Below are 26381 nucleotides of genomic sequence, written 5' to 3'. Positions count from 1 at the left end.
CTTACCTAGCATTGATCTCAGCCCTTAAACCGATAACCTTGCCGACCGTGCGGTTCCAGTTAGCAGCACATTCAGGGCCACAGCGCTGCGTCCAGCGGGGTAATATAACGTCTTTGGCAATCTGATCACGAATGGCGAGATCTGCTTCGGAGGGCGCAACGAGTGTCATATTGCCAATGTCGCCGATCGGGCAAGGCCCTCTTGATAAACAGGTCAGTGCGCTGTCATCAACGGTTGCGGTTTTCTGCCACATGTTGTCTGTGAGGGTGGTAATCTCCTGTTGCAGTAATACTTTTTGAGGGGCACTTAAGCGATTCCATTTATCCAAGTTCATGGCACCGAACGCCAGCCCCCAACCGACTCTGAGGGTAAAGCCATAGGGTGTTTGTGAATACAGCTTGGCGGTATAAGCCGACATACTGCCGGTGATGACACAATCGACTTTGTGCTGTGCGAGTGCATCAGGCACATCATGATAAGGCACGCTGACCGGAATCGCGCCAGCGCCATCAACGAAGTCAGCGAGGGTTTTTAGGAAGACTCTGATGCGTCGTCCTTGTAGGTCCTTAATGTTGTTGACCGGCTCCGTACACCAGATCATCTGGCTTGGAAATGGATAGAGCATCATTAACTTAGCATTGTACTTCTCAGAAAACGCCCGCTCTAACGTCGGGAAGTAAGCATTCGCCACTTTTCGTTGGACGGCTATATTCTGCACCAGTGATGAGAGGTCGGCGCCTTCGAATATTTCACTTTCTTCCATGGTGTAAGCGGGTAAACCAAAGGCGAAATCGAACACGCCATTCTTTAACAGGCGCATGATTTCGAAGCCCCGTACACCGAGTTCATCCTGAGGTTTTATCTCACCGACAATTTGTCCCTTGGACACGTCGGCAATATGTTGATTCCAAAAAGGTCCTTCATGTTTTGGGTAGTTATGGAAATAGCTCCAAGTACCCACGGCTTTGATAATGATGGTATCGTTAGCCACACTTAAACGGCTGATGCCGGTGATCACTAGGCCGATTAACAGTACCGCTATGTAGTATTTAATGGTTTTCATATCTGCCGTTTTTTATACATAGGGGGCGCTCGATGCGTCATGTCGCCTAGCCTATTATGATAAGGGTTGAGTATAACCTACTGTCTTAGGCAGGTGAGAGGTGGATTTTTAATTAACTGCTGAAATAGCTATTATTCAGTATTGTTTTATTATGGCGTCCTTTTTATGAAAATTGGTTATAAGTTAGGTATTAGAGGACGTTTTTTCTTAGCCTTTGGTGCCTTGAGTGCGCTGACCCTGTTGGCAACGATGATTAGTTGGATCTCCTTTGACCGTTTAGGGGATGAACTGAGCCGTTTGGTTGAAGGCAATATCCAGACCCTCAGTCTGATCTCTGATTTAAAGGAGGGCGGCACCAAAATAACTCTTATGGCGCCGACGCTGCTGGCGGTAGAGGATGAAGCGAACCGTCAACAAATCTTGGCGGATCTTGATCTCAGTATCACGATGATGAAGGGCTTGTTGCCGTTGATTGCTGCGGTGACGCCCGACCCGCAACGGCAAGGCTCTTTGCTGAAACAGATAACAAAACTGCAGACGACCCTGTCCGAACTCGATCAGAATGTTGTCAATAAACTCGCCATACAGCAGCACAAAGCACAGGAGAACCGGCGTCTTCGGTGGGCGGGTGCGAGCTTCCTGGCGGATATTAAAACGGTCACTGAAAATGCGCAGCTGCACCTGTTTAGTCGTATTAATGAGGATTATCCCGATGGCTGGGCGGTAACAAACTATTTTGGCAACGCGTCGGTGCGGGAGATCAATACTGATTTGCAACGTTTGTACCGTATTGAGGCGGACGTCAATTTGCTGACTAACTTAGTTGATCGCGCTGGGCATTTGCCAGACCTTAATTCTCTGATCGCGACCCAGTTGCATTCCGCTGATATTGTTAAGCGCATCCAGCAAGACTTGCAGGCCGTGAATGAACTGTATGCGCTGCAAAACCTAAAACAGTCGGTGGACAATATTGTGCGGCTGGCTCAGGGAGAGGGGAATATTTTTACCATCAGGCGTGAAGAGCGACTGACGGGGCAGGCTGGTGAACAGTTGTTGCTAGCGATCAGTCAAGAACTGGATGATTTAAATCAGCTGATTGCGGTGCAGACCGCGAATACCGAGGCCGCGGCGCAGAGCTCGGCTAATATTGTGCGAGCAACGATCAAGAAAGGTCGCGTGTGGATGCTGCTGTTGGTGGCCATGAGCTTAATGTTATCTACTTTGATTGTTTGGTTATACGTTGGCCGAAATATGGTGGCCAGAATCACTAGCTTAGATGCCAGTATGCGTTCAATTGCGAGTGGTAATCTTGATCAGCAGGTGGTTGTTAAAGGGGGCGATGAGATCGGCACAATGGCGGGCTCGCTCGTTAGCTTTAGGGATCAGCTCTCTAATCTGCAAGAAGAGTTGGTTCAGGCGGGTAAATTAGCCGCCCTTGGTCAGCTTTCGGCGGGTATTGCCCATGAGATTAATCAGCCATTATCTGCCATTGGGCATTACTCCCACAACGGCATTCGTTTTCTTCACGCCGGCAAGCTTGAGGAGGTCGAGAAAAATCTCAATCAGATCTCTAACCTTAAAAAGCGTGCGGCGACCATTATTACCCGGCTGAAGTCATTAGCTCGACCACAAAAAGAGAATTGGGAGGCGGTTGAACTGCAACAGGTGGTGGATAATGTATTGCTCATGTTGGCGGGGGACGAGGTCAGAAAGCTAACCGATATCCACGTTACCTTTGAAGACCCGCAAAACGTGGTCAATGCCGATCCGGTCCAGTTGGAGCAGGTGGTTTTGAATTTGGTCACGAACGCTTTGGATGCCATACATGAGCAACCGGAGAAACAGATCCATATTGATTGCCGACATCATAATGATTGGATAACCATCTATGTCAGCGATAATGGCCCGGGTATTAGTCGTGAGCTGCGGGAACAGATCTTTGAACCGTTTTTTACCACCAAACGCCGGGGGCAGAGTCTTGGGCTTGGATTATCGATCTCTTATAACATCATTAATAGTTTGGGTGGTAAGTTGAGCGTCGACCTTGAATCTCGTCAAGGGGCCTCATTTTCTATCCAGTTACCCGAATACCGGAGAAGCAAGTCATGAAATCATCGATCTATGATGGCCAGATAATCGTTATCGATGATGAAGAGATCGTCCGTGAATCGATGATTCAGACGCTGGAGCTAGAGGGTTATAACGCCCAAGCTTTTGAAAACCCATCGGAGGCGATAGCTGAATGTTCGTTGGGCTGGTTCGGTGTGGTGATCTGCGATGTGCGGATGGGTAGCATGGGTGGGCTTGAGGTATTGCAGAAAATAATAGACGTGGATGCTGAAATACCGGTCATTATGTTTAGTGGTCATTCGGATATTGCTATCGCGATACAGGCCATCAGGATGGGGGCTTATGATTTTTTGGAAAAGAATGATGACCCTCAACACCATCTGAATACTGTTCAGCGCGCTTGGAAGAAACGCCAACTGGTGTTGGAAAACCGTGCTTTACGGCAAGCGGTCGAGGGACAGCATGAAATCCATAATCGCTTGATTGGTCAGACCGCCAGCATCACGCGCTTGCGGGAAACCGTTATACAGTTGGCTCAGGTGGATGTTGATCTGATTATCAATGGTGCAACCGGAACGGGTAAGGAGGTGGTCGCCCGCTGTTTGCATGACTTCAGCCCGAGAGCCAAGAAGCCATTTGTTGCGCTTAACTGCGGTGCGCTAGCGGAAACGCTGATAGAGAGCGAGTTGTTTGGCCATGAAGCCGGTGCCTTTACCGGGGCCAATAACAAACGTATCGGTAAAATCGAATATGCCAGCGGTGGGACCCTGTTTCTCGATGAGATTGAAAGCATGCCGGCTTCGTTGCAGGTACGTTTAATCCGGGTGCTGCAAGAGCGAGTGTTGCAGCGGCTCGGTGGTAATGCCGATATTAAGGTGGATATCCGGGTGCTCGGCGCCTCGAAAGTTGATCTACGGGTGGCGGCAGATGAAGGCTCTTTTCGAGAAGATCTGTATTACCGTTTAAATGTTGCCAGTATTGATATTCCTCGTCTCGATCAGCGCAAGCAGGATATTCCCTTTTTGTTCAGTCATTTTGCCGATCTGGCATCTCAACGTTTTAATCGCGATAGTCAGCCGATACCGGAATCCCTTCTGCTAGCGCTCACTTCGCGGACTTGGCCGGGGAATGTGCGTGAATTGCGTAACGTGGCGGAACGCTGGGTCTTGGGGTTAGGGGTTGATGACAGTGAACCGACTTCTCTTGACCGTGAGGGGCAGTTGGATGAGATGGTTGCCGGCTATGAAAAGCGGGTCATTACGGCGGCACTAAAGGCCAACAAGGGACAGGTGGAGTTAACCGCCGATAAGCTAGGTATCCCACGGAAGAAGCTCTATCTACGTATGAAAAAACACGCTATCGAGCGAAGCGACTTTATCAGTGGTTGAGTCAAAAGTGACTCATTGGCTTTAAATGAGTCGAGTCAAAAGTAACTCATTAGTCTTGTGATATTTGTTTTTTATTTATCTAACTCTTTGTATTTTAATTAATTATTTTATTTTTGTCGGTTTGGTATAGCGATTGCTTTAGTCAGTGTTAGTGAATGGTCATTAATGCCACTGCTATTGCAAGCCAACCTATACTTGGAGAATAAAAATGAAATATCTAATTAAGCGAGCCGCGGTACTTTGTGCTTCTGTCATGATGTTGGGTTCATCCGGTGTGGCCACAGCCGCCTCTCAATGGCATATGCCAACCCCCTATGGGGATGCAAACCTACCGACAAAGATTGCCTATCAATTTGCTGAAGAGATCAAAAGCAAGACCGCTGGTGAGTTAGATATTGTGGTGCATTCCGGTGCCTCTCTGATTAAACACCCAGAAATTCCACGCGCGGTGAAAACCGGTCAGGTGCAGCTTGGTGAAGTCTTTATTGGCATCATGGGTAATACCCACCCGGTGTTTAAGCACGACAATATTCCATTTTTGGCGACCTCTTTCGATAGCGCTGAAAAACTTTGGAAAGCGGCTAAGCCTGAAGTTGAAAAGCAGTTGAACAAAGAGGGCATGATGCTGTTGTACACGGTGGCATGGCCTGCCCAGAGTCTCTACACCAAAGCTCCGGTCAATTCATTAGCCGACCTCGAAGGCTTAAAAATGCGCGCCTATAGCCCGTCGACCTCGCGCTTGGCTGATCTGATGAATACTTCACCGACTACCGTTCAGGTGCCGGAAATTCCACAAGCCTTCAGCACCGGTATTATCGACGCGATGATCACCTCACCGTCTACCGGCGTGAATGGTCAAGCATGGGATTATCTTAGCCACTACACCGATATTCGTGCTTGGATTCCAAAGAACATCGTGGTGGTAAATAAGCGTGCGTTTAAACGTCTCGATAAAGCGACCCAAGCGGTTATTTTAGCAGCGGCGGCGAATGCAGAAGCGAAAGGCTGGCTCGGTGTGCGGGCGAAAGCAGAAGAAGACACGAAAACCTTAGCCGATAACGGCATTGTTGTGACTGAACCTTCTGCCGAGCTCATGAGCGAATTGAATAAAATCGGTGCAACCATGATCGACGAATGGAAAGCTGAAGCGCCTGAAATCGAAACTATTTTGGCTAATTTCAAACAGTAATTTTGCGACCAATAAGCCCTGTCATACTGGCAGGGCTTCTAGGCAATAGGGGAGTACTATGCGTTCTCTACTGAACAAGCTTTATCTGGCATCCGGGTATCTATCGGGAGGCTGTATTGTCCTGATTACGCTGATTATCACCGCCCAAATTGTCGCTCGGTTATTTGGCTTTATTGTGCCATCTGCCGAGGATTTCTCCGGCTATGCGTTGGCCGCTGCAACCTTCTTTGGCTTGGCCTATACCTTCCGTGAAGGGGGGCATATCCGAGTGACGTTGGTGATTCAGAACTGGCGCAAAGGGAGTCGATATTATCAGGAACTGTTAGTGCTGTTATTGGCGCTGACGCTGGTTAGTTTTATGTCTTTCTATGCGGTTCATATGGTATGGGAATCCTACATTTTTGAAGAGGTGTCGTCCGGTTATGTATCGGTGCCTATCTGGTTGCCTCAGGTGCCCGTTGCGTTGGGGATCTTGATGTTGAATATCGCTATTGTGGATGATGTTATCGCCTTATTAAGGCGTCAAAGCCCGTCCTACCAAGTGCAGGAAAATGAGCTGCAACTGGAGGATGTGTAATGGATATCACCGTGATAGGCATCACGCTTGCTGTGTTGATGCTAGCTATGCTGGCGTTGGGTTTTTGGGTCTCACTGGCGTTATTTGGCGTGGGTGTTCTAGGGCTATTTTTATCGGGTAATGATCAGATCGGCCTGCTGTTTGCGACCTCTACTTGGGGCGCCAGTACCTCATGGTCATTGACGGCGCTACCGCTGTTTATTTGGATGGGCGAGATACTGTTTCGCACCCGACTGTCGGAGGATCTGTTCAAAGGTCTATCGCCTTGGTTAAGCGGTCTTCCTGGTAAGCTGTTACACGTTAATGTGCTCAGCTGTGGCATTTTTGCCGCGGTGTCTGGTTCATCGGCGGCGACAGCGGCGACCATCGGCCGCATGACGCTGCCGGAATTAAAGGCACAGGGCTATAGCGATCGTATGGCGGTCGGTACCTTGGCGGGGTCGGGCACCTTAGGGCTATTGATTCCTCCGTCGATAATTTTGATTGTTTACGGTGTGGCCGCGGAAGTCTCTATTGGTCGTTTGTTTATTGCCGGTGCGTTGCCGGGATTATTGTTGGTCACGCTATTTATGGGCTATACGGTAATTTGGGCGTTGCTGAATAAAAACGAACTGCCACAGCATGATAAAACCCATGTTTCACTGGCGGCAAAGATTAAAGCGCTGCGTTTACTGCTGCCTATTTTGTGTCTGATTGGCTTTGTACTGGGGTCAATATACGGTGGTTTTACCACCCCAACTGAAGCGGCGGCGTTAGGGGTTATTGGTGCACTCTTTTTAGCGGCTGTAACCGGTTCATTAAATGCACAAAGCTTTGGGGCGAGTTTGACTGGTGCGGTTAAGAGCTCCTGCATGATTGGGATGATTCTCGCCGGGGCGCACTTCCTCACATTGGCGATGGGTTTTCTCGGTATCCCTCGGGCTTTGGCCGAATGGATTGGGCAGATGTCGCTGTCACCGGGCATGCTGTTGATCTATTTGACGGTGTTGTTTGTTGCCCTGGGCTGCTTTCTCGATGGTATCTCGGTGGTGGTGTTAACGGTGGCGGTGGTGTTGCCAATGGTTCAGCAGGCCGGTATCGATCTGCTCTGGTTTGGTATCTACATCGTGTTGGTGGTTGAAATGTCGCAAATCACCCCGCCGGTCGGTTTCAATCTGTTCGTTATTCAGGCATTAACCGGTAAGAATATTTTATATGTCGCCCGTGCGGCACTGCCGTTTTTTCTGCTGATCATGTTCGCGGTGGTATTGATCTATCTGTTCCCGCAGATCGTTACCTATTTGCCGATGTCTATGAGTCAGTGAAGTTTAGAGTCAATTAAGCTTGGAGCCAGAGACGATTAACAATGCTGCGGCACTATGCTGTACCGTTGAGCTGTAAAGCGGTTGTCCTCCACTATTTACATCAAGAGAGTGACAACCGGTTTTTTATTAAGGAGGAGTCTGTGTTTTGTCAGTGGTTTATTCGCCGTGTTTTTCATCTTGTTAAGCCTGTTTGGCATACAAGGAGGTTTAATTGGCATGAAAGAGGGTTATTAAAAGTGCTTGTCAGCTATATTTTATTAGTATCTTCTGGGCAGCTCTCTGTCTGTACTTATATAAAATAATAAGAAGGTTTAAAAATGCCTGATCGTTCATCTGATAAATCAGTGTTGCTTACGCCGCTGAATGACTTAGTTATCGAAAAACTCCCAGCAGAGATGGCCAGTACAGCGGTCAATTTCGCTCATTATTACTACCAGACGTCGACCTATGACGAGCTCAAAGAACGCTCATTAGATAATCTCTATGGTTCAACCATATCCTGTTGGCAGTTCCTGCAAAGCTTTGCAGGCAGCGAGCCGAAAGTGCGGGTGTATAACCCTGATCTTGAGCAGTTTGGTTGGTGGTCACAACATACGGTGATTGAGATTGTGCAACGGGATATGCCATTTTTGGTTGATTCTGTCCGCATGGAATTGAACCGTCGAGGGTTGGGCATTCATACCGTCCATAACGCTGTGCTTCACGTTGAGCGAGATGAGGGTAAATTGGTCAGTATTGTGGATGCTGATCATGAAACGGCCCAGGCGGAATTGATTATCTATTTGGAAATTGACCGCACCAGCGATCCGGTTGAATTAAAAGCGATACTCACATCATTGCTGTTGGTACTCGAGAATGTCCGTATTGCGGTTGCTGATTACGCCTTGATGCAGGCACAGGCTCAGACTCTGCTTGATGAGCTATCCCAAGCATCCGCCCGGCCCAATGATGTCGAGGCGCAGGCATTTTTAAGTTGGATGCTCGATAATCATTTTACCTTTCTCGGTTACGATGAGCTGAGTGTCGAAGGTGAACGTGTGCGTCGTTGCGAAGGTAGCGAGTTAGGCACCTTAAAATTACATAAACATGCCGGCCAGGGACATTCGAGCCTACTGGATGATTTACGTGATGATGAACGGGATTTTCTCTTAGAGCCTAGCCGGCTAATGTTCGCGAAAGATTATCATTATTCTCTCGTGCACCGACCGGCTTATATGGACCGAGTGGTTATTAAGCGTTTTGATGCGCGGGGGAATGTCATTGCTAAGTGCCGTTTCCATGGGTTGTATACCTCATCGGTGTATTCCGAACCGATGCTGATGATCCCGGTGATCCGCCGTAAAGCTGAAGCGGTGTTGAAACGTGCGGGTTTTGAGCGTCGTAGTCATAATGGCAAAGAGCTTCTGCAAATCATGAGTAATTTGCCCCGTGATGAGCTGTTTCTCTCTAGTGAGCAAGATCTGCTCGATACGGCGATGGGTATTTTTAGCTTACACGATCGCCGTAAAGTAAAACTGTTGGTGCGTAAAGACCGCTGTCATCAATTTATTACTTTTCTCTACTATGTGCCGCGAGATATTTTTTCCACGGCGTTGCGGCTGCAGGTTCAGGACCTGCTGGTAAAGGCTTGTCATGCAGATGAGGCTGAATTTACCACCACCTTCAGTGAGTCTATTCTGGCACGGGTGCAATATGTTCTGCGTATCGATCCTGGGATGGCTGATGCCCTTGATCTGTCTCAGTTGGAAGCGGATGTTATTAATATTTCCCGTGACTGGCGGGATGAGCTGCATACAGCATTGACAGGGCTGTGTGGCGAAGAGCGGGGCAATCGACTGCATAACTATTATGGTCATGCCTTTACCAGCGCTTACCGAGAGCACTTCCCGGTTTTAAGTGCGGTATACGATATTCAACGTATCGAAGCCTTGAGTGATACTAATCCAGTGACCATGAGCTTTTACCGGGTGCTGGAGCAGAGCCAAGATGTTTTGCGCTTTAAACTGTTCCACGCAGATGAGCCGTTGGTACTGTCAGATGTGATCCCGGTGCTGGAAAACCTCGGCATGCGGGTGATCGGTGAGCATCCTTATGCGGTGAGTCGTAGTGATGGCAAACAGTTCTGGATGCATGATTTCACCCTGGTTAGTCAGGGGGCTGAACCGGTTGTGCTGGAAGAGGTGAAAGATGTTTTCCATGAGGCCTTTGCTAATATTTGGAGCGGTTGTGCCGAAAATGATGAGTTTAACCATCTGGTCATCGGCGCTAACCTGAATTGGCGAGAGGTGGCGATGCTGCGAGCTTATGCTCGTTATAATAAACAGATTCGGTTCGGCTTCTCACAATCCTATATCGCCGGTACGCTGGCACGACATATTCATGTGACTAAGTTGCTGGTGGCTCTGTTTCGGGCGCGTTTTGATCCGAGTCGCTGGGACAGTCCTAAAGCTGAGGCTCTGGTGGAGCGTATTAGCAATAGTATTCTTGAAGCCCTAGAGAAGGTGGATAATCTCAATGAAGATCAGATCCTGCGGCGCTTTCTTGAGTTGATCAAAGCCACCCTGCGTACGAGCTATTTTCAGCGTGATTCCGCCGGTGAGTTGAAGGATTACTTTGCCTTTAAACTCAATCCTCGGGCGATCGCTGGTATTCCTCAGCCTCGCCCCATGTTTGAAGTGTTCGTCTATTCGGCGCGGGTTGAAGGGGTGCATTTACGCGGGGGTAAAGTTGCCCGTGGCGGTCTACGTTGGTCGGATCGATTAGAAGATTATCGTACCGAAGTGCTGGGGCTGGTTAAAGCGCAGCAAGTGAAAAATTCGGTGATTGTGCCGGTCGGCGCGAAAGGGGGCTTTGTCGCGAAAAAGTTACCCACAACCGGTGGCCGTGAAGCTTTTCAGGCGGAAGGTATCGCCAGTTATCAGATCTTTATCTCTGCGTTGCTGGATATCACCGACAACTTGGTGGGCGGCGAAGTGGTTCCGCCCATTGAAGTGGTACGACATGATGAAGATGATCCCTATTTTGTGGTGGCGGCCGATAAAGGCACCGCGACTTTCTCTGATATTGCTAATGCTATCGCCGAAGAACGCGGTTTTTGGTTAGGCGATGCTTTTGCGTCCGGTGGCTCACAGGGCTATGACCATAAAGGTATGGGCATCACTGCACGGGGTGCATGGGAGTCGGTTAAACTGCATTTCCGTGAACTCGGCAAAGATATTCAATCGGAAGACTTTACGGTTGTTGCGATTGGTGATATGGCCGGAGATGTTTTCGGTAATGGGATGCTGTTGTCCGAGCATATTCAGCTCTGTGCGGCTTTTAACCATCTGCATATTTTCATCGATCCGACCCCAGATGCCTCCAGCAGCTTTATTGAGCGTAAGCGTCTATTTGAGCTGCCACGTTCTAGCTGGGAGGACTATAACAAAGAGCTGATCTCCGCCGGCGGCGGAATCTTCTCCCGTGGGGCTAAGTGGTTGGATATCAGCCCGCAGATGCAAGCCCGTTTTGATATTCAGGAGAGCCGCTTATCACCTAATGACCTGCTTACCGCGCTGTTGAAAGCACCGGTTGATTTGATTTGGAATGGCGGGATTGGCACCTATGTGAAAGCCTCCCATGAGAGTCATGCCGAGGTGGGTGATAAGGCCAATGATGGTTTGCGTATCAATGGCAATCAGCTGCGTTGTCGGGTGCTAGGGGAAGGCGGTAACCTTGGTTTTACTCAATTAGGTCGGATAGAGTTCTGTGCCCATGGCGGTAAATCCAATACCGACTTTATTGATAATGCCGGTGGTGTGGATTGTTCCGACCATGAGGTAAACATCAAAATACTGCTGAATGAGGTGGTTGCTAACGGTGATATGACCGTCAAGCAGCGTAACGCCTTGCTGCGTGAGATGACCGATGAAGTCGGTGATCTGGTGTTGCAGAGCAACTATAAGCAGGCACAGGCGATCAGTATCGGCCATAGCCATGCGCGTCGTTCGATGGATGAATACATTCGCTTGATTCATCGTCTTGAAGCCTCGGGTAAGCTGGATCGAGAACTGGAGTTTATGCCTTCCGATGAGCTGCTGCAGAACCGTAAACAAGCCCGAGAGGGATTAACCCGACCAGAACTCTCGGTGTTGATCTCCTATGTGAAAGCGGAGCTGAAAGAGGCGTTGAGCGAGTCTTGGATTACCGAGGATAGCTATCTGAGTCGCGAGGTGGTCTCTGCTTTCCCGCACCGGCTGGTGAATGAGTTTGGCCTTGAGATCTCGCAGCACCGACTGCGTTCTGAAATTATCGCCACCCAAATCGCCAATGGCATGATCAATAGCATGGGGATCACCTTTGCGGACCGGCTCTGTCAAATTAGTGGTGCTGGTTTTGGTGATGTCGCGGCGGCCTTTGTGATCGCCCGAGATGTGTTTAATATCGATGCCCTGTGGCACCAGATTGAATCCTTGGATAACCAAGTGGATTCGGCGCTACAACAGCAGATGATGGCGGATGTTATTCGTTTAATACGCCGTGCCACCCAGTGGTTCCTGCGCTATCAACGGCCTTTGGATGTCACCGCTGCGGTGGATAAGTTTAGTGAGGGTGTCGCGACGCTGAGCGGCCAGCTATCGCAGTTGCTCAAAGGTGAGCCGCTTAATCTCTGGCAGCACAAGCATGATCAACTCACGGGTGCGGGTGTACCTGGCAATCTGGCGGCGATTGTTGCCGGTGCCGACAGCCTCTACGCGTTACTCAGTGTTATTCGGTCAGCCGAACAGACGGGGAAATCACCACAGCAGGTTGCGCAGATTCACTTTGATCTGGGTGAGCGGCTGCAGTTGCAATGGTTTGATGAGCAAGTGAAAGAGCTCGCGGCGAGTAACCATTGGGAGTCGATGGCACGGGATGGCTTCCGTGAAGACCTGACCAGCCATCAGCAAGCGATTACAGTCAGTGTGTTGATGGCCGCCAATGGGACGGCATCCGACGCTGAGCTAGATGGCGATGCGCTAGTTGAACGTTGGCTGAGCAGTCATGATCGTCTGTTAGATCGGTGGCAGTCGCTGCTGAACGAAGTGCGGGGCAGTGCACAGCAGGATTTCGCGATTATTACCGTGGCAATCCGTGAACTGTTAGAGCTGGCTCAGGCGCAGTAATACTAAATGGGCAGTGGGCTACTGTTAGCCCTCTGCTACTATTGAGTATGAAATATGAGTAAGACTGAATTAATCCCCGCGAGCTTGGTAACAAGCGAATAATATTAATAATAAACGTGCAGAATTATGAAAAAGACTAACGGGCTTCTAGCGATCAATACGCTGCAATACGCACTTAATATCAAACAGATGGCCGCGGATAGCTGGTGGGTTTATCGTCATGAAATTAATGGTAACGGCACACTCAAACCGATGTCTCGGGTGGTTTTCTTTGGCCGCACACGGGATGATGTTGAGCGTTGGATCGATACCCAGCGCCAAGAAGCAACGGTGTATATGTTGTCCGATAACTAGGCTGTCGTTTACTGATATGTTTTCCGATTAACCTCGATTTCCTGAGCGTTAATCGGTACGGAGCACCAGGAGGGCGGGGTCAATTTTAAGGCCCTGTCTTCCGCCATCTAAGATCGGTCATTTAAGGCTGTCGATTAGCGTTTGCGATGCGGTTGAGAATGTCATCTGACGCCTTCGTCGTACTAAATCTTCGTCGTACTAAATCTTTTGCGTATTAAACCTTCAGCCTACTCAATTTTTACACACTACAGCAACGGTACTTGGCAGTTAATGGTACCGCGCTCATCTGGCTTGCTTAAGCGTCCTTGCAGTTGTCGACACAAGTGTTGCAGGTGATTTTGCAAACATTGTGACCAGTGGGTCGATGGAAACACGGGTTGGCCATCGTTCAAGCTAACGCTGATGAGCAGTTGTCCTTGCTGCGCTGCCGGTTGCAAGCTGAGTTTCAGGTCGGCACCGTTAGCTTGCAGAATCGCCAGCTCAATCGCGCTAATGAGTATCTGCCGTATAAGGATAGGATCACAATGAATCTCAGCGGCTAGCGCGGTATCGAGTTTGTAATCTAATAGCCAGCCATCTCGGCGACTCTGGGGTAAAAAAGTATGCAGTATCTCATCCATCAACGGTGCTAAGGCTACCGTATCGGTCTGAGTGACTGACACGCTGGGATTCAGCATGGTGATGCTATTATCCAGCCGTTGATGATGGGCGTGCAGGCCCACGGCTAAATCATTTGCCACTGGGTTGAGATCCATCTGCTGTAATCGTTGGCTCTGTTTGAGCAGTGGCCGGATCTGTTGATTCAACTGCTGTGAAATAGTTGCAAGGCGCTGTTCATCGGGGGCGCTAGAAAGGCTGTCTTGGGTGGCTTGAGTGCGGGCATTCTTGATATCGCGAAATGATCTTAACGCCACAACCACGGAGGTCAACAGGCGGGACGCCGACAGTTCCGCTTTGCTCAAATAATCGTTGATATCATAATTGACGATGACCTGTGATTCGGGTGCATAACCGGGGTGACCGGTCCGTAGAATGACTCGAATATCCTGATTATTGAGCTGGTTGCGAATATATTCAACCAACTGCAACCCTTCATCGTCGTTCTCCATCACAACATCGAGTAGTGCTAGGGCAATATCCGGGTGTGCGGCTAATTGTGTGCGAGCTTCGTAACCACTCTTGGCGCTGATTAACTCGATAGGCCGTTGCTCAAACTCATACCCGCGGAAAATCATTCGGGTAATACCGTGAATGCCTTCTTCGTCGTCAACGACCAATACTTTCCATGGAGTCATAAATTACTACATATTAGTGCTTTGCTTGAACGGCTATTTTGCCAGTAAAAGCGAGTAATGTGCTAGAAAAAGCGGCCAGCGATAGCCAAACAGGTGGTTAAGTTTATCCCGTTTTTGCCTGAGCACCCCATTGAGCATAAATATCGCGGCTTTTTTCGCGACAGAACTGTGCCAGCCGATCCTGCTGTTGCGCCTGTAAGAACTCCCCGTAGCGCTCATAGCACAGAGCTGAATGATAATTGACGCCGTGCTGTTCTGCACAGGCAATCGCCTGCTCAAATAATGAATAAGGGTCTTGATCTAGCAAACGGGCTTTTTCGGCTTGCAGTAATAAGCGTTGAGTATCGAAATTCTCGGGACAGTGCGTGGCCCAGAGATCAAAGCGAGACTCAATCTGCTCCACTTCAATCCGTCGGCGAGGCAGCAGCGCTTGTTGTTGCTGAGCCAGTATCAGTCGCATCATGGCGGTGCAAAATAGAGCTTCACTGACACAAAAATAACCGGGTAGATCATTTTCTAACCGTGCTTCCCAGGCGTATAAATCAGGCCATAGGTGCTGCTGATTGAGCAGGAAGGCGGCCATAATTGAGCTGACGGCTTGCCACCCGTGCTGATACGCGAGCGTTTGCGGCGGTGATTTTTGGCCAGTGAGTTGCTCTATCAACAGCAATGATGATGTCTGTAAGCGGGCGGCTTGATGGGGCTGCTGTTGTGTCATCATCTGTTGATAATGTTGACGACAGAGAGTTAGCTGCTCACTCAATGAGTTCGTGGTTAAAATCGATAGCTGGTGTTGTAGCAGGCGGCATTCGCTTTGAATTAACCAATGCCCATGTTGTTTTGCTAATGAATCAATCTGTTGCAGCGGCTTCTTAGTATGGCTAAGGGGGGTGAACCAGTGCTGTACCTGGCTAGATTGTATGAGGGCCGCATGGGTGGCGATATCGGTGTGGGGCTCGGTGTTAGGTAACGGGGTTGCTGTGGCGATTAAACCACCAAACTCATTGGCCAGTTGCATCCCCTGTACTGAGAAAATCTGCGCCAGCCGAATATCAGCGCAGAACCAACTAGCCACCCAAGCATAACTGACAAAGGCAAATGCCGTCAGCTGGCTGCGACCCTGTTGCAAGCTCAGTGTGGTCATCTGGCCAATGGCGCAGGCGGCTAACAGAGGTTGTCCCCGTCGACGGGCGATGAGGCTGATTTTTTCTAACAACTGTAGCTGCAGTTGATCTGTTTCATCCGTTAGTGGTGTTAGTGGCGGTATGAGCCGCTCATCCATCAGTTCGCTGATCGCTTGGTGTTGCGATAATAGCAGTAACAGCTGTTCATTTTCGTTGTCGGGTAGGGGGGCCGTCAGTTGTTTGAGGCTTTCCTGCAGATGGATTAACGCCGCTGAATACTGATCACGGTGCAGGTAGATCTCGGCGGTCATTAAGGCTGATTTGATTCGCTCCACCGGTTGAACTTTATCATTAGGCAGCTGTTGCAGGCATTGGTCCGCAAGATTGACCTCGCCGGCCAGTAGGTGCAACTGAGTTCGTTGTAGGAGTAATTGATGTTTCTTCTGGTATTGATCTCCACGTAATAGGCGATAGGCGTTAGACAGGTAACGGCTAGCGCTGCCAAACTGCTGTTCATGCTGGGCGAGAGTGGCGGCGCGGATATTGAGTCGGCGCAGCTGTTTTTTCTGCTTGGGATTCGTCTGCTGGTATGCCCGGTTGAGGTGTAGTAACGCCGGCGTGATCTGCTCTAGGGTAAAGTCGGTGGGGATGCGCGCCAAAAGGGTAGTGCCGCACTGGTGGTGCAACTGGCATTTTTCTACTTCATTGAGCCGCTGATAGATAGCACTACGAATCTCTGGGTGGCTAAAGCGACAGGGGCGCTGTCCATCGGGAGATTCTAGAGCGTTGTCTGTGTTTGGATGATCGGCGGTGCTAGCGGAACCTAGATCAATTAAGCCGAGTTGTTCCGCTGGCCAGAGGTGGATCGCCAGTCGAGCGACCGGATGCTGGGTCATCTGCTCTAGCTCGGTGAGATTAAATTGTTCGCCGAGCAGCGCCGCCCATTCTAGCAGTTCCAGCGTAAAACGGCTGAGTTGGTCGATACGCTTTTCAATGCGTTTACTTCGCCACCGGTTACTCTCCTCCAGCCATTCGGTTTGGTTATTAGCCGAGGTTGTTAGTGAGGAGGTTTCGATGATCGCCAAGGGTTTAATCTGCTGCCGGTAATGACTAGGGGCGACGCCCATCCAACGTTTAAAGGCTTTTTGAAAGGAGGACTGATTGGAAAAGCCTAATTGAAAGGCGATCTCGCCAAAACTTAAACGGCCCTGCTGAATCAGTTGTAGGCAGACTTCGCGGCGAGTTTGATCATAAATATCCTGAAAGTTTGTGCCTAGTTGACCGAGTTTTCGTTGCAGCGTGCGTAAACTGAGACCGACCGCCTCGGCGATCTGTTCACGCCGGACAGAACCTCGACCCTCCGCTAGTTGGCGGCGGATCAGGTTGCGGGTCTGCGCGGTTAAAGCACTCTGTTGAACTGATTTGCTCAGCAGCGAATCGGCAAACTCTCGGTGCAACTGGTGCATTTCGGGATTGGCGTCTAGGCAGCCTAAGGAAAGGTAATCACTGGCAAACAAGAGCTGGTTGCGGGGGGCATCAAAACGTACCTCTGCGGCAAAAAACTGTTGATAGGGCAGCGGATTTTCCGGTTCAGGAAAAGCTAGTTGTACCAGTCTTACCGGGACCTGATGACCGGTTAAACGGCGCGGCCAGTTGATCATGCAAGCCAGTAGATATTCAACCGGTGGCAGTTCTGGGTCATTCAGCTCGAGGGAGAGCAGGGTGCCATCAACGGTTTGTTCCATCTGAATCAGTGCGCCCTCAAGCAGCACCGGAAGGTAATCGGTTAGAGCTTGGTAAGCTTTACCCAAGGTTTCAGCAGATGACATGAGAAAGCCAATGGAGCCGAGCATTCGCGGTTGGGTCGCCTCGCCTAAATTCAGGGCGATACGGGGATTATCGGTTGCCTGTGCGAGGGTCTGTAATATCTGGCCGTAGGCTGAGGTTGGAAAGCGGGCATCGGGCTTGGCTAATTCTGCAGAAGTGAGTGCGGCGAGGTCGAGAATTTGCGCCTGATCCAGCCTGAAGTGTTGGATGAGCTGCAGTACGGGTTCTAAAAGCTTAGCGGAGGCAGTGGTTACGGACATTCGCGTAGGTTTGGCATGGCTGGACGTATTTTGGCGATACTGTTAGGCGATAAGATTAACATAGCCTGTTTTTAAAGTATGTCCTTGTGTGCCGATTAGGGCGGTCTCAATGATAGCGACTAATAATGGCGTTAATTTCGCCGGATGCCCGTAGTTGGCGAATAGAGTGATTAATCAGATCAATATCGTCCTGCGGAACGGTTTTTTTGCTGAACATTAAGTGGATCTTATCCACACTGGCGTTCCAATCTAAGGTCGTGATCTGCCCTTGCAGGCCGAACTCTTTGATCAGTTCCTCGCCGTTATACAGGTCATTGAGGACAATATTGGTACGCTGGATATGCAGCATCTTGAATAACTGCTCATATTTACTGAGCTGATGGACAAGTAGCGCGTCTTTTATTTGCTCCCACGCTTCGCCATAAAATGCGCCATGTATCACCGCCGCGCGGGGCTTTAAGCGGGCTAGTTGTGTGAAATTTTGGGCCGCGTTCCAGATAGGGTATTCATCCTTACGGACAAAAATAGCCATGGTTTCCGAGCGATAAGGCTCAGAAAAGTAGGCCCATGGGCGACGGTCAGCGGTTTTTGATGCGCCAATGGCGAGGTCAATCTCACCGGATTGGATATAGCGTTTAGTGCGCTCCCAGGGAATGTTTTTAAGGTGATAGGCACAACCGGCGTTATCCATGATCGCTTTCAGTAGTTCAATATCGATACCGGTCACCTGTTGGTCTTTTAGCATCTGATAGGGTTTCCATTCTAACCAAGCAACGGAGAAGGTTGTTTGGCAAGCGGCATGACTTACAGCGGGGATTAGTAATATCAGTAGTAGCGCCCGGGTGAGCATTTTTACAACAATGGCGGGGTAGTTCACAGGAAGGATGCCTAAATAGAGTCCAGTGGTCGCTTAGGCTTGAGTGAGCGTAGCGTCTTTCGATCTGATTATAGGGAGTCGAGTGGTCGACTAGCAACAGCCTTTGTTGGATCAACGGTGTTCTGTTTTCTACTAATAGCAAAAACCCGTGCTGTTGCCAGCACGGGCTTTTAGTTACATCGGTTATAGATCAGAGATCGATTGGGTTATACCGTTTCAGCCTTTTTCTTTGGCGCTTTTTTGGCAGCGGCCATTTTTTTATCGTAACGTTTTTCCCAGAAAGTGGCATTTTTAATACCAAGTTTCAGCGGGTTAAAGGTGTAGTGCTCCACGCCTGCTTTATGTTGCGCTTCATAGTCATGCAAGGCTTTTAGCGCAGGCTTAGACATAAAGAAGATGATCAAGATGCCGGCGATGTTTAACCACGCCATCAGACCAACACCAATGTCACCGAGCCCCCATGCAAGGTTGGCTGTTTTAACCGCACCGTAGAAGGTGGCTGCCATGATGACGAGTTTCAATGCACCGACCATCCCCGGGATTTTAATCGTCCGTTGGATATAGGCGATATTGGTTTCGGCGATGTAGTAGTAAGCCAAAATAGTGGTAAAAGAGAAGAAGAATAGAGCAAAGGCAATAAATGGATTACCTAAACCTGGCAATACGCTTTCGATCGCAGTTTGTGTGTACAGTGGACCGTTGGCGGCGATATCAGCACCCAGATTTTGTACTAAGAAGGTATCACCGACACCGTGTACGTTATACGCACCGGTAATCAAGATCATAAAGGCGGTTGCAGAACAGACAAACAGAGTATCGATATATACGGAGAATGCTTGTACTAAGCCCTGTTGTGCAGGGTGTTCTACCGCTGCCGCTGCGGCCGCATGGGGTCCAGTACCCTGACCCGCTTCGTTGGAGTAAACACCACGTTTAACACCCCAGCCAATCGCAGCACCCATACCGGCCATCGGTGTAAAGGCATCTTCGAAAATCATGCCGATAATACCTGGCAGCATATCGATGTTCAGTAAAACGATAACGCCAGCAATGATGATGTAAGCCAGTGCCATAAATGGCACAACAATCTGAGTGAAGCTGGCAATACGTTTAACCCCACCAAAGATGATGAAGCCTAGGATCAGCACAACAATGGTGCCGGTAACGATTTTAGCAAAGCTCAGAGTACCCATCGCTGTTTCGATCATTTGGCCTGAACCAAAGGTCGCTTCTACGGCGTTGCCGATACTGTTGGATTGAACGCCCGGCAGGAATACGCCACAGGCCATGATGGTGGCGATGGCAAAAATCCATGCAAACCATTTTTGCCCCATCGCTTTTTCAAAGTAGAACGCGGGGCCACCACGGTATTGGCCTTCGTGCTCTTCTTTGTAGATCTGAGCCAGCGTTGATTCAGTGTAAGCGGTTGCCGCGCCGAGGAAGGCAACGACCCACATCCAGAAAACCGCACCTGGGCCACCAAAACCGATAGCTGCTGCAACACCGGCAATGTTACCGGTACCGACACGACCTGACAGTGATACGGCCAGTGCTTGGAAAGATGAAATACCTTTTTCAGAGGCTTTGCCTGAAAACAGTAGTACCCACATTTCGCGGAACATTCGCACCTGTACAAAGCGTGTCAGGATTGAGTAGAAAAGGCCTGCGCCAAGGCACAGATAGATCAGAGCAGGACTCCAGATAATGCCGTTTGTGAAGTCGACAAATGCTTGCATGTGTAAATATCTCCGAAAGCAGTGTGCAGTGCACGAAATTAGAATTATTGTCTTGCTGTTTTTATCCGCAGGTTAAGGCGGATGGCTTTTAGCGGCGTTAGGCGCAAGATCGGTAGCGCTCGAATCGCTTGCTAAAAATGCCGAAAGAAAGGTCCATTTTCTCTATGGCGTATTAGACATAACCAGAATACTGGTTAGAAGATAGCCTGATGACGCAACTCGGTGTGCACCCCGGTTAGCCGTAACGCCATGAAGGGATACAAGACGCGCCGAGTTCTCATCGCTTATCTGCATCCTTAAAACTTTAGAGGGCTTGTCTAAGTGAGGGAATATCCTGCCGTGCCTTGTTTGCCTCCTTCTGTGCCAAATGTTCTATTGCACTGCTTATCGGGCGATTTGAAAGCAGGGAGAGCGGATCGAGCCATTGGTTGGGCGTTATCTTATGCTGCTGATTAGACTTAACTTTTCGGTCTATTAGGCCTATGGTGAGCGCCAGATAGAGAGTTGATTATAAAGGGTGTTGTTATGTCGAAAGGTCATTCAAAACATCAAGAAAGGCATCATAGTTTGTCGCAGTTTGGCAAAGACTTGGTGCGCCGCTGTGGCTCTAAATGTGAACTCTGTGAGGCGCACGGCGTTAAACTGGGTATTTATGAAGTGCCGCCGGTGGCCGAGGATCCCGATTACGATCACTGCATTATGATTTGTGAACACTGCAGTGCCCAGCTAAACCGACCGAAAACGATCGACCCTAGCTATTGGCGCTTTCTCGCTACGTCGATGTGGAGCACGCTGATGCCTGTCAAAGTGATCTCGGTGGTGCTGTTGCAGCAGTTGGCAAAGCAACAGAGTTGGGCCGCGGCTCTGCTAGAACAGCTGTATATGCAACCTGAGGAGCAGGCTTGGGCGGATCAGATCGATCTGTTTTCAGGGCGGTGATGCATGTTTGAACGGTTGTCTGATGATTTTTCATTATAGATTTCAGTCTTGCGGGCGATAACTGGTTAATTGAATCATAAAATGGGTCCCTGTGATGTTTAATCCCAGTTCATTACCTTTTGTTATTAATCCTGGATTGAGTCATTCTTCGGGCTCCCAGCAGAGCAGTGCTTCGACGTTTTCCGCCGCTGAAACACTGTTAGAGCAAGCGGCGGGTAATGGCGTCGCCGCGACACAACAAAGCTACTCCCTGTCAGAACGCTTTAGTAGGGATGATAGTTTTACCCTCAGTTTGACCACCCAAGATGGTGATCAGGTTGAAATCACTTTTAACAGTGAAACACGTTACCAGTCTGATTATGCCCAACGCAGCAGTCAGGGGCAGCAAGAGCAACGCTACAGTATCGATAAAGCGCAAAGCAGTGAGTTTGGCTTTAGCGTGGCCGGCGAGCTGGATGTGGATGAACTGGATGCCATTGCTAATCTGGTGCAGGATCTGTCATCGTTGGCGGCTAACTTTTTTAATGGTGATCTACAAACCGCTATGCAGCAAGCCGGTGATCTGTCGTTTGATGCAACCCAGTTGGCGCAGATGGACCTCTCGATGCAGCAGTCGATGGAGTATCGCGCGGTTGAGCAGTATCGGTCGGTGCAGTCGATGGGTGAGCCATCGGCAGCCGTTACTGAAAATGGTTTAATCCCCTTTGTTGAGCAGTTACAAGGGTTGGTGAGCCGTAGTGAAACCTATATCGAGAGCGCTTCGAGCGTATCGATGAAGCTCTTGGTGACACTGGTAGAGCATGACCTGCGATTTACCAGTGCCAGCGATGCTGAACAGAGCAATATGAAAGAGAGTCTGACTCAATTGAGTGACCGAGTTCATAACGGTCATCATGGCGACCGTCAAGCCTCGGGTGAGCGAGAACAGAAAACCGAGCAGGATGAACTCAAGCATGAACATAAGCATGATGCGCATGAGGCAGGTCGGGCTCGCCATGAGGGCGCACAGTCTATAGACAGTGATCAGGCTGCGGTTGAGCCGACTGTTATCATCGCTTAATCCCGTCTAGTGATAACGCCATCTTCTTGATGGCGTTTTTTTGCCTGAAATTCTATGTCTGGCTGTTAGAATACCCGCTTCTGTTTATCGTCAATACCGGAAACTCTCTACCGATGACCAATCTCCCCGTTTCAGATGTTCTGGATCAGCTGAATAACGCCTTGAACGATCATCATGATGTGGTGCTTGAAGCACCGCCAGGGGCCGGTAAAACCACGCTGGTGCCGTTAGAGCTGTTGCGTCATCCACTGCTGGTGGGGCAAAAAATTCTATTATTGGAACCACGTCGACTTGCTGCACGTATGGCAGCGGGACGGATGGCTGAACAGTTGGGCGAAGCGGTAGGTAAAACCGTGGGCTATCGGGTGCGAATGGATTCAAAGGTTGGCCCGCAGACCCGAATTGAGGTGGTCACCGAAGGTATCCTAACCCGGATGTTACAAGATGATCCTAGCCTTGAGGGTTATGGTTTGGTGATCTTCGATGAGTTTCATGAGCGCAGTCTGGATGCAGATTTTGGCTTGGCGCTCACCTTGCAAGGGCGAGAACTGTTCCGCGATGATCAGCCGCTTAAATTATTACTAATGTCGGCGACACTGGATAAGCGAGTGATTGAGCAATTACTCCCTGCGGCTCCCTTGATCAGTAGTCAGGGGCGCATGTATCCGGTTGAAATTCACTATCTGGGCGCTGTCGGTCGTGAACAGCGTTTAGAGCAGCAGGTTGCCCGGGCGGTGTTACAGGCGTTAGATGATGAGCCGGGCAGTTTATTGGTGTTTTTGCCTGGTCAGCGAGAGATTCGACGGGTAATGAGTGCCCTAGCGGGGCAGTTGGCTAACAGTGTTGTGTTAGCGCCTCTCTACGGGGATCTCAGTATTCAGGCGCAGCAGCAGGCGATTGCACCAGCACCGGAAGGGCAGCGTAAGGTGGTCTTGGCAACTAATATCGCCGAAACCAGTTTAACCATTGAGGGGATTAGGGTTGTTATCGACGCCGGTTTAAGCCGTGAAGCCCGTCTAGATCCCGCTAGCGGCATGACTCGGCTTCATACCTGTCGCGTGTCACGGGCCGCGAGTATTCAGCGTGCAGGCCGGGCAGGGCGGATGCAGCCCGGTTGTTGCTATCGGCTTTGGTCCCAGACCCAGCAAGAGCAGTTAGCGCCCCATGCCACCCCTGAAATTATGTCTACCGACCTGACGGCACTGGCGTTGCAATTAGCCCGTTGGGGCGTGGATGATCCGGCTGAACTTCGCTGGCTCAACCCACCACCCGATGCGGCGTTGAGTCAGGCGCGGGATCTCTTGGTGCGTTTGCGAGCATTAACGGCAACCGATAATGGATTTCAATTGACCCCCGCCGGCGAACTCATGGCACAACTGCCACTGCATCCTCGGCTTGCTCATCTTTTGCTGGTGGGTTGGGAAGCCGATGCTGCTCAGCTAGCCTGTGATGTGGCGGCGCTGCTGAGTGAACGTGATCCTCTTAATGGCGATGCAGATTTCGCTCGCCGCCTGAGTTGGTTGAAGGGCGAGAGTCACTGCGATGTGCGGCTAAAAGGGGCGTTGCAGCGGACTCGGCAGCTCAGTCAGCAGTTTTACCGGCTCTGTCGTCAGCATTTAAAGGGGCTGACTCAATCCTCGTCTGGACTACCAGTATCGGCACTGGTCGGAGTCTTGATCGCTCAGGCTTATCCGGATCGTATTGCCGCACGTCGACCATCCGGTCGTGACTATCAGTTAAGTGGTGGTCGGGCCGTGCGACTAGGGGAGGTTGATCCGTTGGCCAAGCATCGTTGGCTGGCGGTGGCTAACTGTGGCGGTATGCAGGGGCAGAGCGCCGACCGTGTTTTTCTCGCTAGCCCGCTATCGGAAGCGCTGTTCGAGACCGCCTTAGCGGGATTGGTACAGCAGCAGACGGTGGTTGAGTGGGATCGTCAGCAGAACCGTATGTGTTGTGAATTACAGTGCCGTATTGGCGTGTTAGTGGTGCGGCGGGAAGTATTACAAACCATCCCCTTGGCGGAGAAAAATCAGGTTCTGATCGAGCAGGTTCGCAAACAGGGATTAGCGTTGCTGCCTTGGAATGATGGGATAGACCGTTGGCGGCAGCGGGTTAATTTCCTCTACCAAGCACAACCCGCAGGTGGCCCCTGGCCTGATCTGTCGGATCAAGCGTTACTGGCTGGCTTAGAGCAATGGTTGGCCCCCTATCTTGATCCCGTTAATCATTTGAATCATTTCTCTCGCTTAGATTTGGCTGCGATTTTACAGGGATTACTGCCTTGGCCGCTGCCCAATGAACTGGAAAAATTGGCACCGGCACGATTAGCACTGCCGTCGGGTCATACGGCGGCGATTGATTACAGTGACAACCCGCCGGTGTTGGCGGTGAAGTTACAGGAGATGTTTGGCGCAACGGATACGCCGGTAATCGGTTATGGGGTGGCGTTAAAAATACACCTGCTGTCCCCGGCTCGTCGCCCATTAGCCGTGACTCAGGATCTAGCGAGTTTTTGGGCGAATAGTTATCGTGATGTACAAAAAGATATGAAAGGGCGCTATCCGAAGCATCAATGGCCGGATAATCCTCAAGAGAGCCGTCCTAGTGACGGTATAAAACGAAAAATTCGCAAATAATCTGTCGATGCCTTTAATAATTTTCAAGATAGATCCGCTTACTTTCTACTAATGTAAAAGTGCTCACATAGGTAGAGCATTTGAACCTCAATCCGTTGAGGTCACCATGAGAAAGGCAACAAGTGTTCGCATGTTTCATGTCGCCCCGCCAGCGCGGGGCTTTCTCTCAACGTTGAATCAATCATCTTTCGTAGACATGAATTATCTTTGCTTTAGAGTCTTGTCGAGGATCATTATTCTTTTGGGTGAGATCGTAAAGGAATGGGGATTAGTTTTAATGTTAGACCGGAATGATTGCTAATAAATGAGATTGAAATCGTTTTTTGGCTATGGATTCGAATGGTTTGTTGCGATGCGGAAAAAAAAGACCCGGCGGGCGCCGGGTCGAATCAAGCCAAATATGTGGCTCAAAAAGCAAAGTGCAATTACAATATAGCGAATTTTTTGTGCAATGCAAAATAAATTCAGTAAATTTTTTATGACAAGGCAATTTGCCGTGTCCAGCTTCGGTTATTGTTTGAATTTTATTCAGTTATGAGACGATCACCATTTAATCGCTGTTACCCTCTTGATAGTGCCTATTGATAGTGCATCAAGTACGCGCTAACCGGTGATTTAGCCATTTTATTGACGTGTTGCTTGAAGTGCTGCTTAAAGTAGCGAGAGCGTTGGCTGTTTTGATATGGAGAAAATAGCGACACGCGCTGTGTTGAAGAGATCCCATCAGTGGTCTTCGGCGAAGTATCTGGGTCGTGTTCGATATATCGAGAATACTAGGGGAGGGTGAAGTAAAAACCTTCGGCTCTGCTGATACCCCTTAGTGATATCATCGGTTCATCATCAAACAGCATCGCATCACCGGCTTCCAGTATGCTGCCATTCACTTCTAGCTGGCCGCGAAACAGGTAAAGAAACCCATGTTCGGAGGTGGGTAAACCGTAACTTTTGTGCTGTAAACGAAATTGATACATCTCGGCTTGCTGGCCTATTTGTAACGAGTCATCCCGACCATCGGTTGAGACAATCAGTTGTACCCCTTCGCGGCTAAGCAGTTTGCGCCATTGATAGCGCGGTGTTTGACCGGTTTTTTTCGGTACGATCCAGAACTGCAGCATTTTAAGGGTAGTTTCGAGGGAAGCATTCTGCTCTATGAATTCAGTTCCCGTGCCGGTGCTGAGCAGTTGTAGACTGCGGCTTTCGAGTAACTTGCGGGTGCCTAGGGAATCGGTGTGTAGGTTTTTACCGTCTAAAATAACCGAAATCACTTCCATATCGACATGGGTGCTCGGGTCGATGGCCGCGCCGGGATGAAGAAGGTCTTCATTGGCGACCCGCAGCTCGGATATGCCCATCCAGTCCGGATCGAAATAACTACCAAAAGAGAAAACATGTCGAGATTCAAGCCAGCCGAAATGGGCATATCCCCGGTCTGAAGCGCGTTTTATTCTGATCATGTGGGTTCGCAAGTCGAAACAGTTCCCGTTAGTTTTACCCTGTCAGCGTCGGACTGTAAATACGGTGATGAGTTTTCTCTTGTT

At 49.8% G+C, this 26381-nt stretch carries 16 protein-coding genes; 10 read left to right on the top strand and 6 right to left on the bottom strand.

Annotated features, from left to right (window positions below; all coding sequences use genetic code 11):
- Position 1 precedes the first annotated feature (1 nt).
- On the bottom strand, positions 2–1063 hold the full coding sequence (locus KO512_RS07915) for a TRAP transporter substrate-binding protein (protein ID WP_215951790.1): 1062 nt from the start codon (positions 1061–1063) through the stop codon (positions 2–4).
- Between the two features lie 165 nt (positions 1064–1228).
- On the opposite strand from KO512_RS07915, the gene KO512_RS07910 reads away from it, so the two are divergent.
- From KO512_RS07910 to KO512_RS07880, 7 genes are all read left to right on the top strand, one after another.
- Positions 1229–3172, top strand: a complete 1944-nt coding sequence (locus tag KO512_RS07910; protein ID WP_215951789.1) for an ATP-binding protein — start codon at positions 1229–1231, stop codon at positions 3170–3172.
- Positions 3169–4521 (top strand): sigma-54-dependent transcriptional regulator, encoded by a 1353-nt coding sequence (locus tag KO512_RS07905; protein ID WP_215951788.1) that lies wholly within the window; start codon positions 3169–3171, stop codon positions 4519–4521. Before KO512_RS07910 ends, KO512_RS07905 begins: the two co-directional genes overlap by 4 nt.
- Positions 4522–4729: 208 nt before the next feature.
- Positions 4730–5710 carry a TRAP transporter substrate-binding protein gene (locus KO512_RS07900; protein ID WP_215951787.1) on the top strand — a complete coding sequence of 327 codons (981 nt, stop codon included), beginning with the start codon at positions 4730–4732 and terminating at the stop codon, positions 5708–5710.
- A 58-nt stretch (positions 5711–5768) separates the two neighbouring features.
- Complete coding sequence (locus KO512_RS07895; protein ID WP_215951786.1) at positions 5769–6287, top strand: TRAP transporter small permease; 519 nt, start codon at positions 5769–5771, stop codon at positions 6285–6287.
- On the top strand, positions 6287–7591 hold the full coding sequence (locus KO512_RS07890; RefSeq protein ID WP_215951785.1) for a TRAP transporter large permease: 1305 nt from the start codon (positions 6287–6289) through the stop codon (positions 7589–7591). The genes KO512_RS07895 and KO512_RS07890 overlap by 1 nt, the downstream gene beginning before the upstream one ends.
- A gap of 317 nt (positions 7592–7908) precedes the next feature.
- The gene (locus KO512_RS07885; protein ID WP_215951784.1) at positions 7909–12735 is read left to right on the top strand and encodes an NAD-glutamate dehydrogenase; all 4827 of its coding nucleotides are present in this window, start codon (positions 7909–7911) and stop codon (positions 12733–12735) included.
- Positions 12736–12861: 126 nt separating this feature from the next.
- The gene (locus tag KO512_RS07880; RefSeq protein ID WP_215951783.1) at positions 12862–13089 is read left to right on the top strand and encodes a hypothetical protein; all 228 of its coding nucleotides are present in this window, start codon (positions 12862–12864) and stop codon (positions 13087–13089) included.
- A 245-nt stretch (positions 13090–13334) separates the two neighbouring features.
- Here the strand turns inward: KO512_RS07880 and KO512_RS07875 are convergent, their stop codons facing one another.
- The 4 genes from KO512_RS07875 to KO512_RS07860 all read right to left on the bottom strand — a co-directional run bounded on the left by KO512_RS07875 (position 13335) and on the right by KO512_RS07860 (position 20208).
- Complete coding sequence (locus tag KO512_RS07875; protein WP_215951782.1) at positions 13335–14384, bottom strand: ATP-binding response regulator; 1050 nt, start codon at positions 14382–14384, stop codon at positions 13335–13337.
- A gap of 103 nt (positions 14385–14487) precedes the next feature.
- The gene (locus tag KO512_RS07870) at positions 14488–17595 is read right to left on the bottom strand and encodes an AraC family transcriptional regulator (RefSeq protein WP_215951781.1); all 3108 of its coding nucleotides are present in this window, start codon (positions 17593–17595) and stop codon (positions 14488–14490) included.
- A gap of 106 nt (positions 17596–17701) precedes the next feature.
- The gene (locus KO512_RS07865; RefSeq protein ID WP_215951780.1) at positions 17702–18472 is read right to left on the bottom strand and encodes a substrate-binding periplasmic protein; all 771 of its coding nucleotides are present in this window, start codon (positions 18470–18472) and stop codon (positions 17702–17704) included.
- Positions 18473–18678: 206 nt separating this feature from the next.
- On the bottom strand, positions 18679–20208 hold the full coding sequence (locus KO512_RS07860) for an alanine/glycine:cation symporter family protein (RefSeq protein ID WP_215951779.1): 1530 nt from the start codon (positions 20206–20208) through the stop codon (positions 18679–18681).
- 525 nt (positions 20209–20733) lie between these two features.
- On the opposite strand from KO512_RS07860, the gene KO512_RS07855 reads away from it, so the two are divergent.
- The 3 genes from KO512_RS07855 to hrpB all read left to right on the top strand — a co-directional run bounded on the left by KO512_RS07855 (position 20734) and on the right by hrpB (position 24843).
- Entirely contained in the window at positions 20734–21147 is a 414-nt protein-coding gene (locus tag KO512_RS07855; protein ID WP_215951778.1) for a phnA protein, read from the top strand.
- Positions 21148–21241: 94 nt separating this feature from the next.
- A complete protein-coding gene (locus tag KO512_RS07850; protein ID WP_215951777.1) occupies positions 21242–22207 on the top strand; it encodes a hypothetical protein in 966 nt (321 codons plus the stop codon).
- Between the two features lie 113 nt (positions 22208–22320).
- Positions 22321–24843: an ATP-dependent helicase HrpB gene (gene hrpB, locus KO512_RS07845; protein ID WP_215951776.1), complete on the top strand. Its 2523-nt coding sequence runs from the start codon at positions 22321–22323 to the stop codon at positions 24841–24843.
- Between the two features lie 773 nt (positions 24844–25616).
- On the opposite strand, the gene KO512_RS07840 is transcribed toward hrpB, so the two are convergent.
- A complete protein-coding gene (locus KO512_RS07840) occupies positions 25617–26297 on the bottom strand; it encodes a pirin family protein (RefSeq protein WP_215951775.1) in 681 nt (226 codons plus the stop codon).
- Between the last annotated feature and the right edge of the window lie 84 nt (positions 26298–26381).

Source organism: Amphritea atlantica (assembly GCF_018860855.1).
GTDB classification, from domain to species: domain Bacteria; phylum Pseudomonadota; class Gammaproteobacteria; order Pseudomonadales; family Balneatricaceae; genus Amphritea; species Amphritea atlantica_A.
The sequence above is the reverse complement of the archived record's forward strand: the minus strand, read 5'-3'. Positions and strand labels throughout refer to the sequence as shown.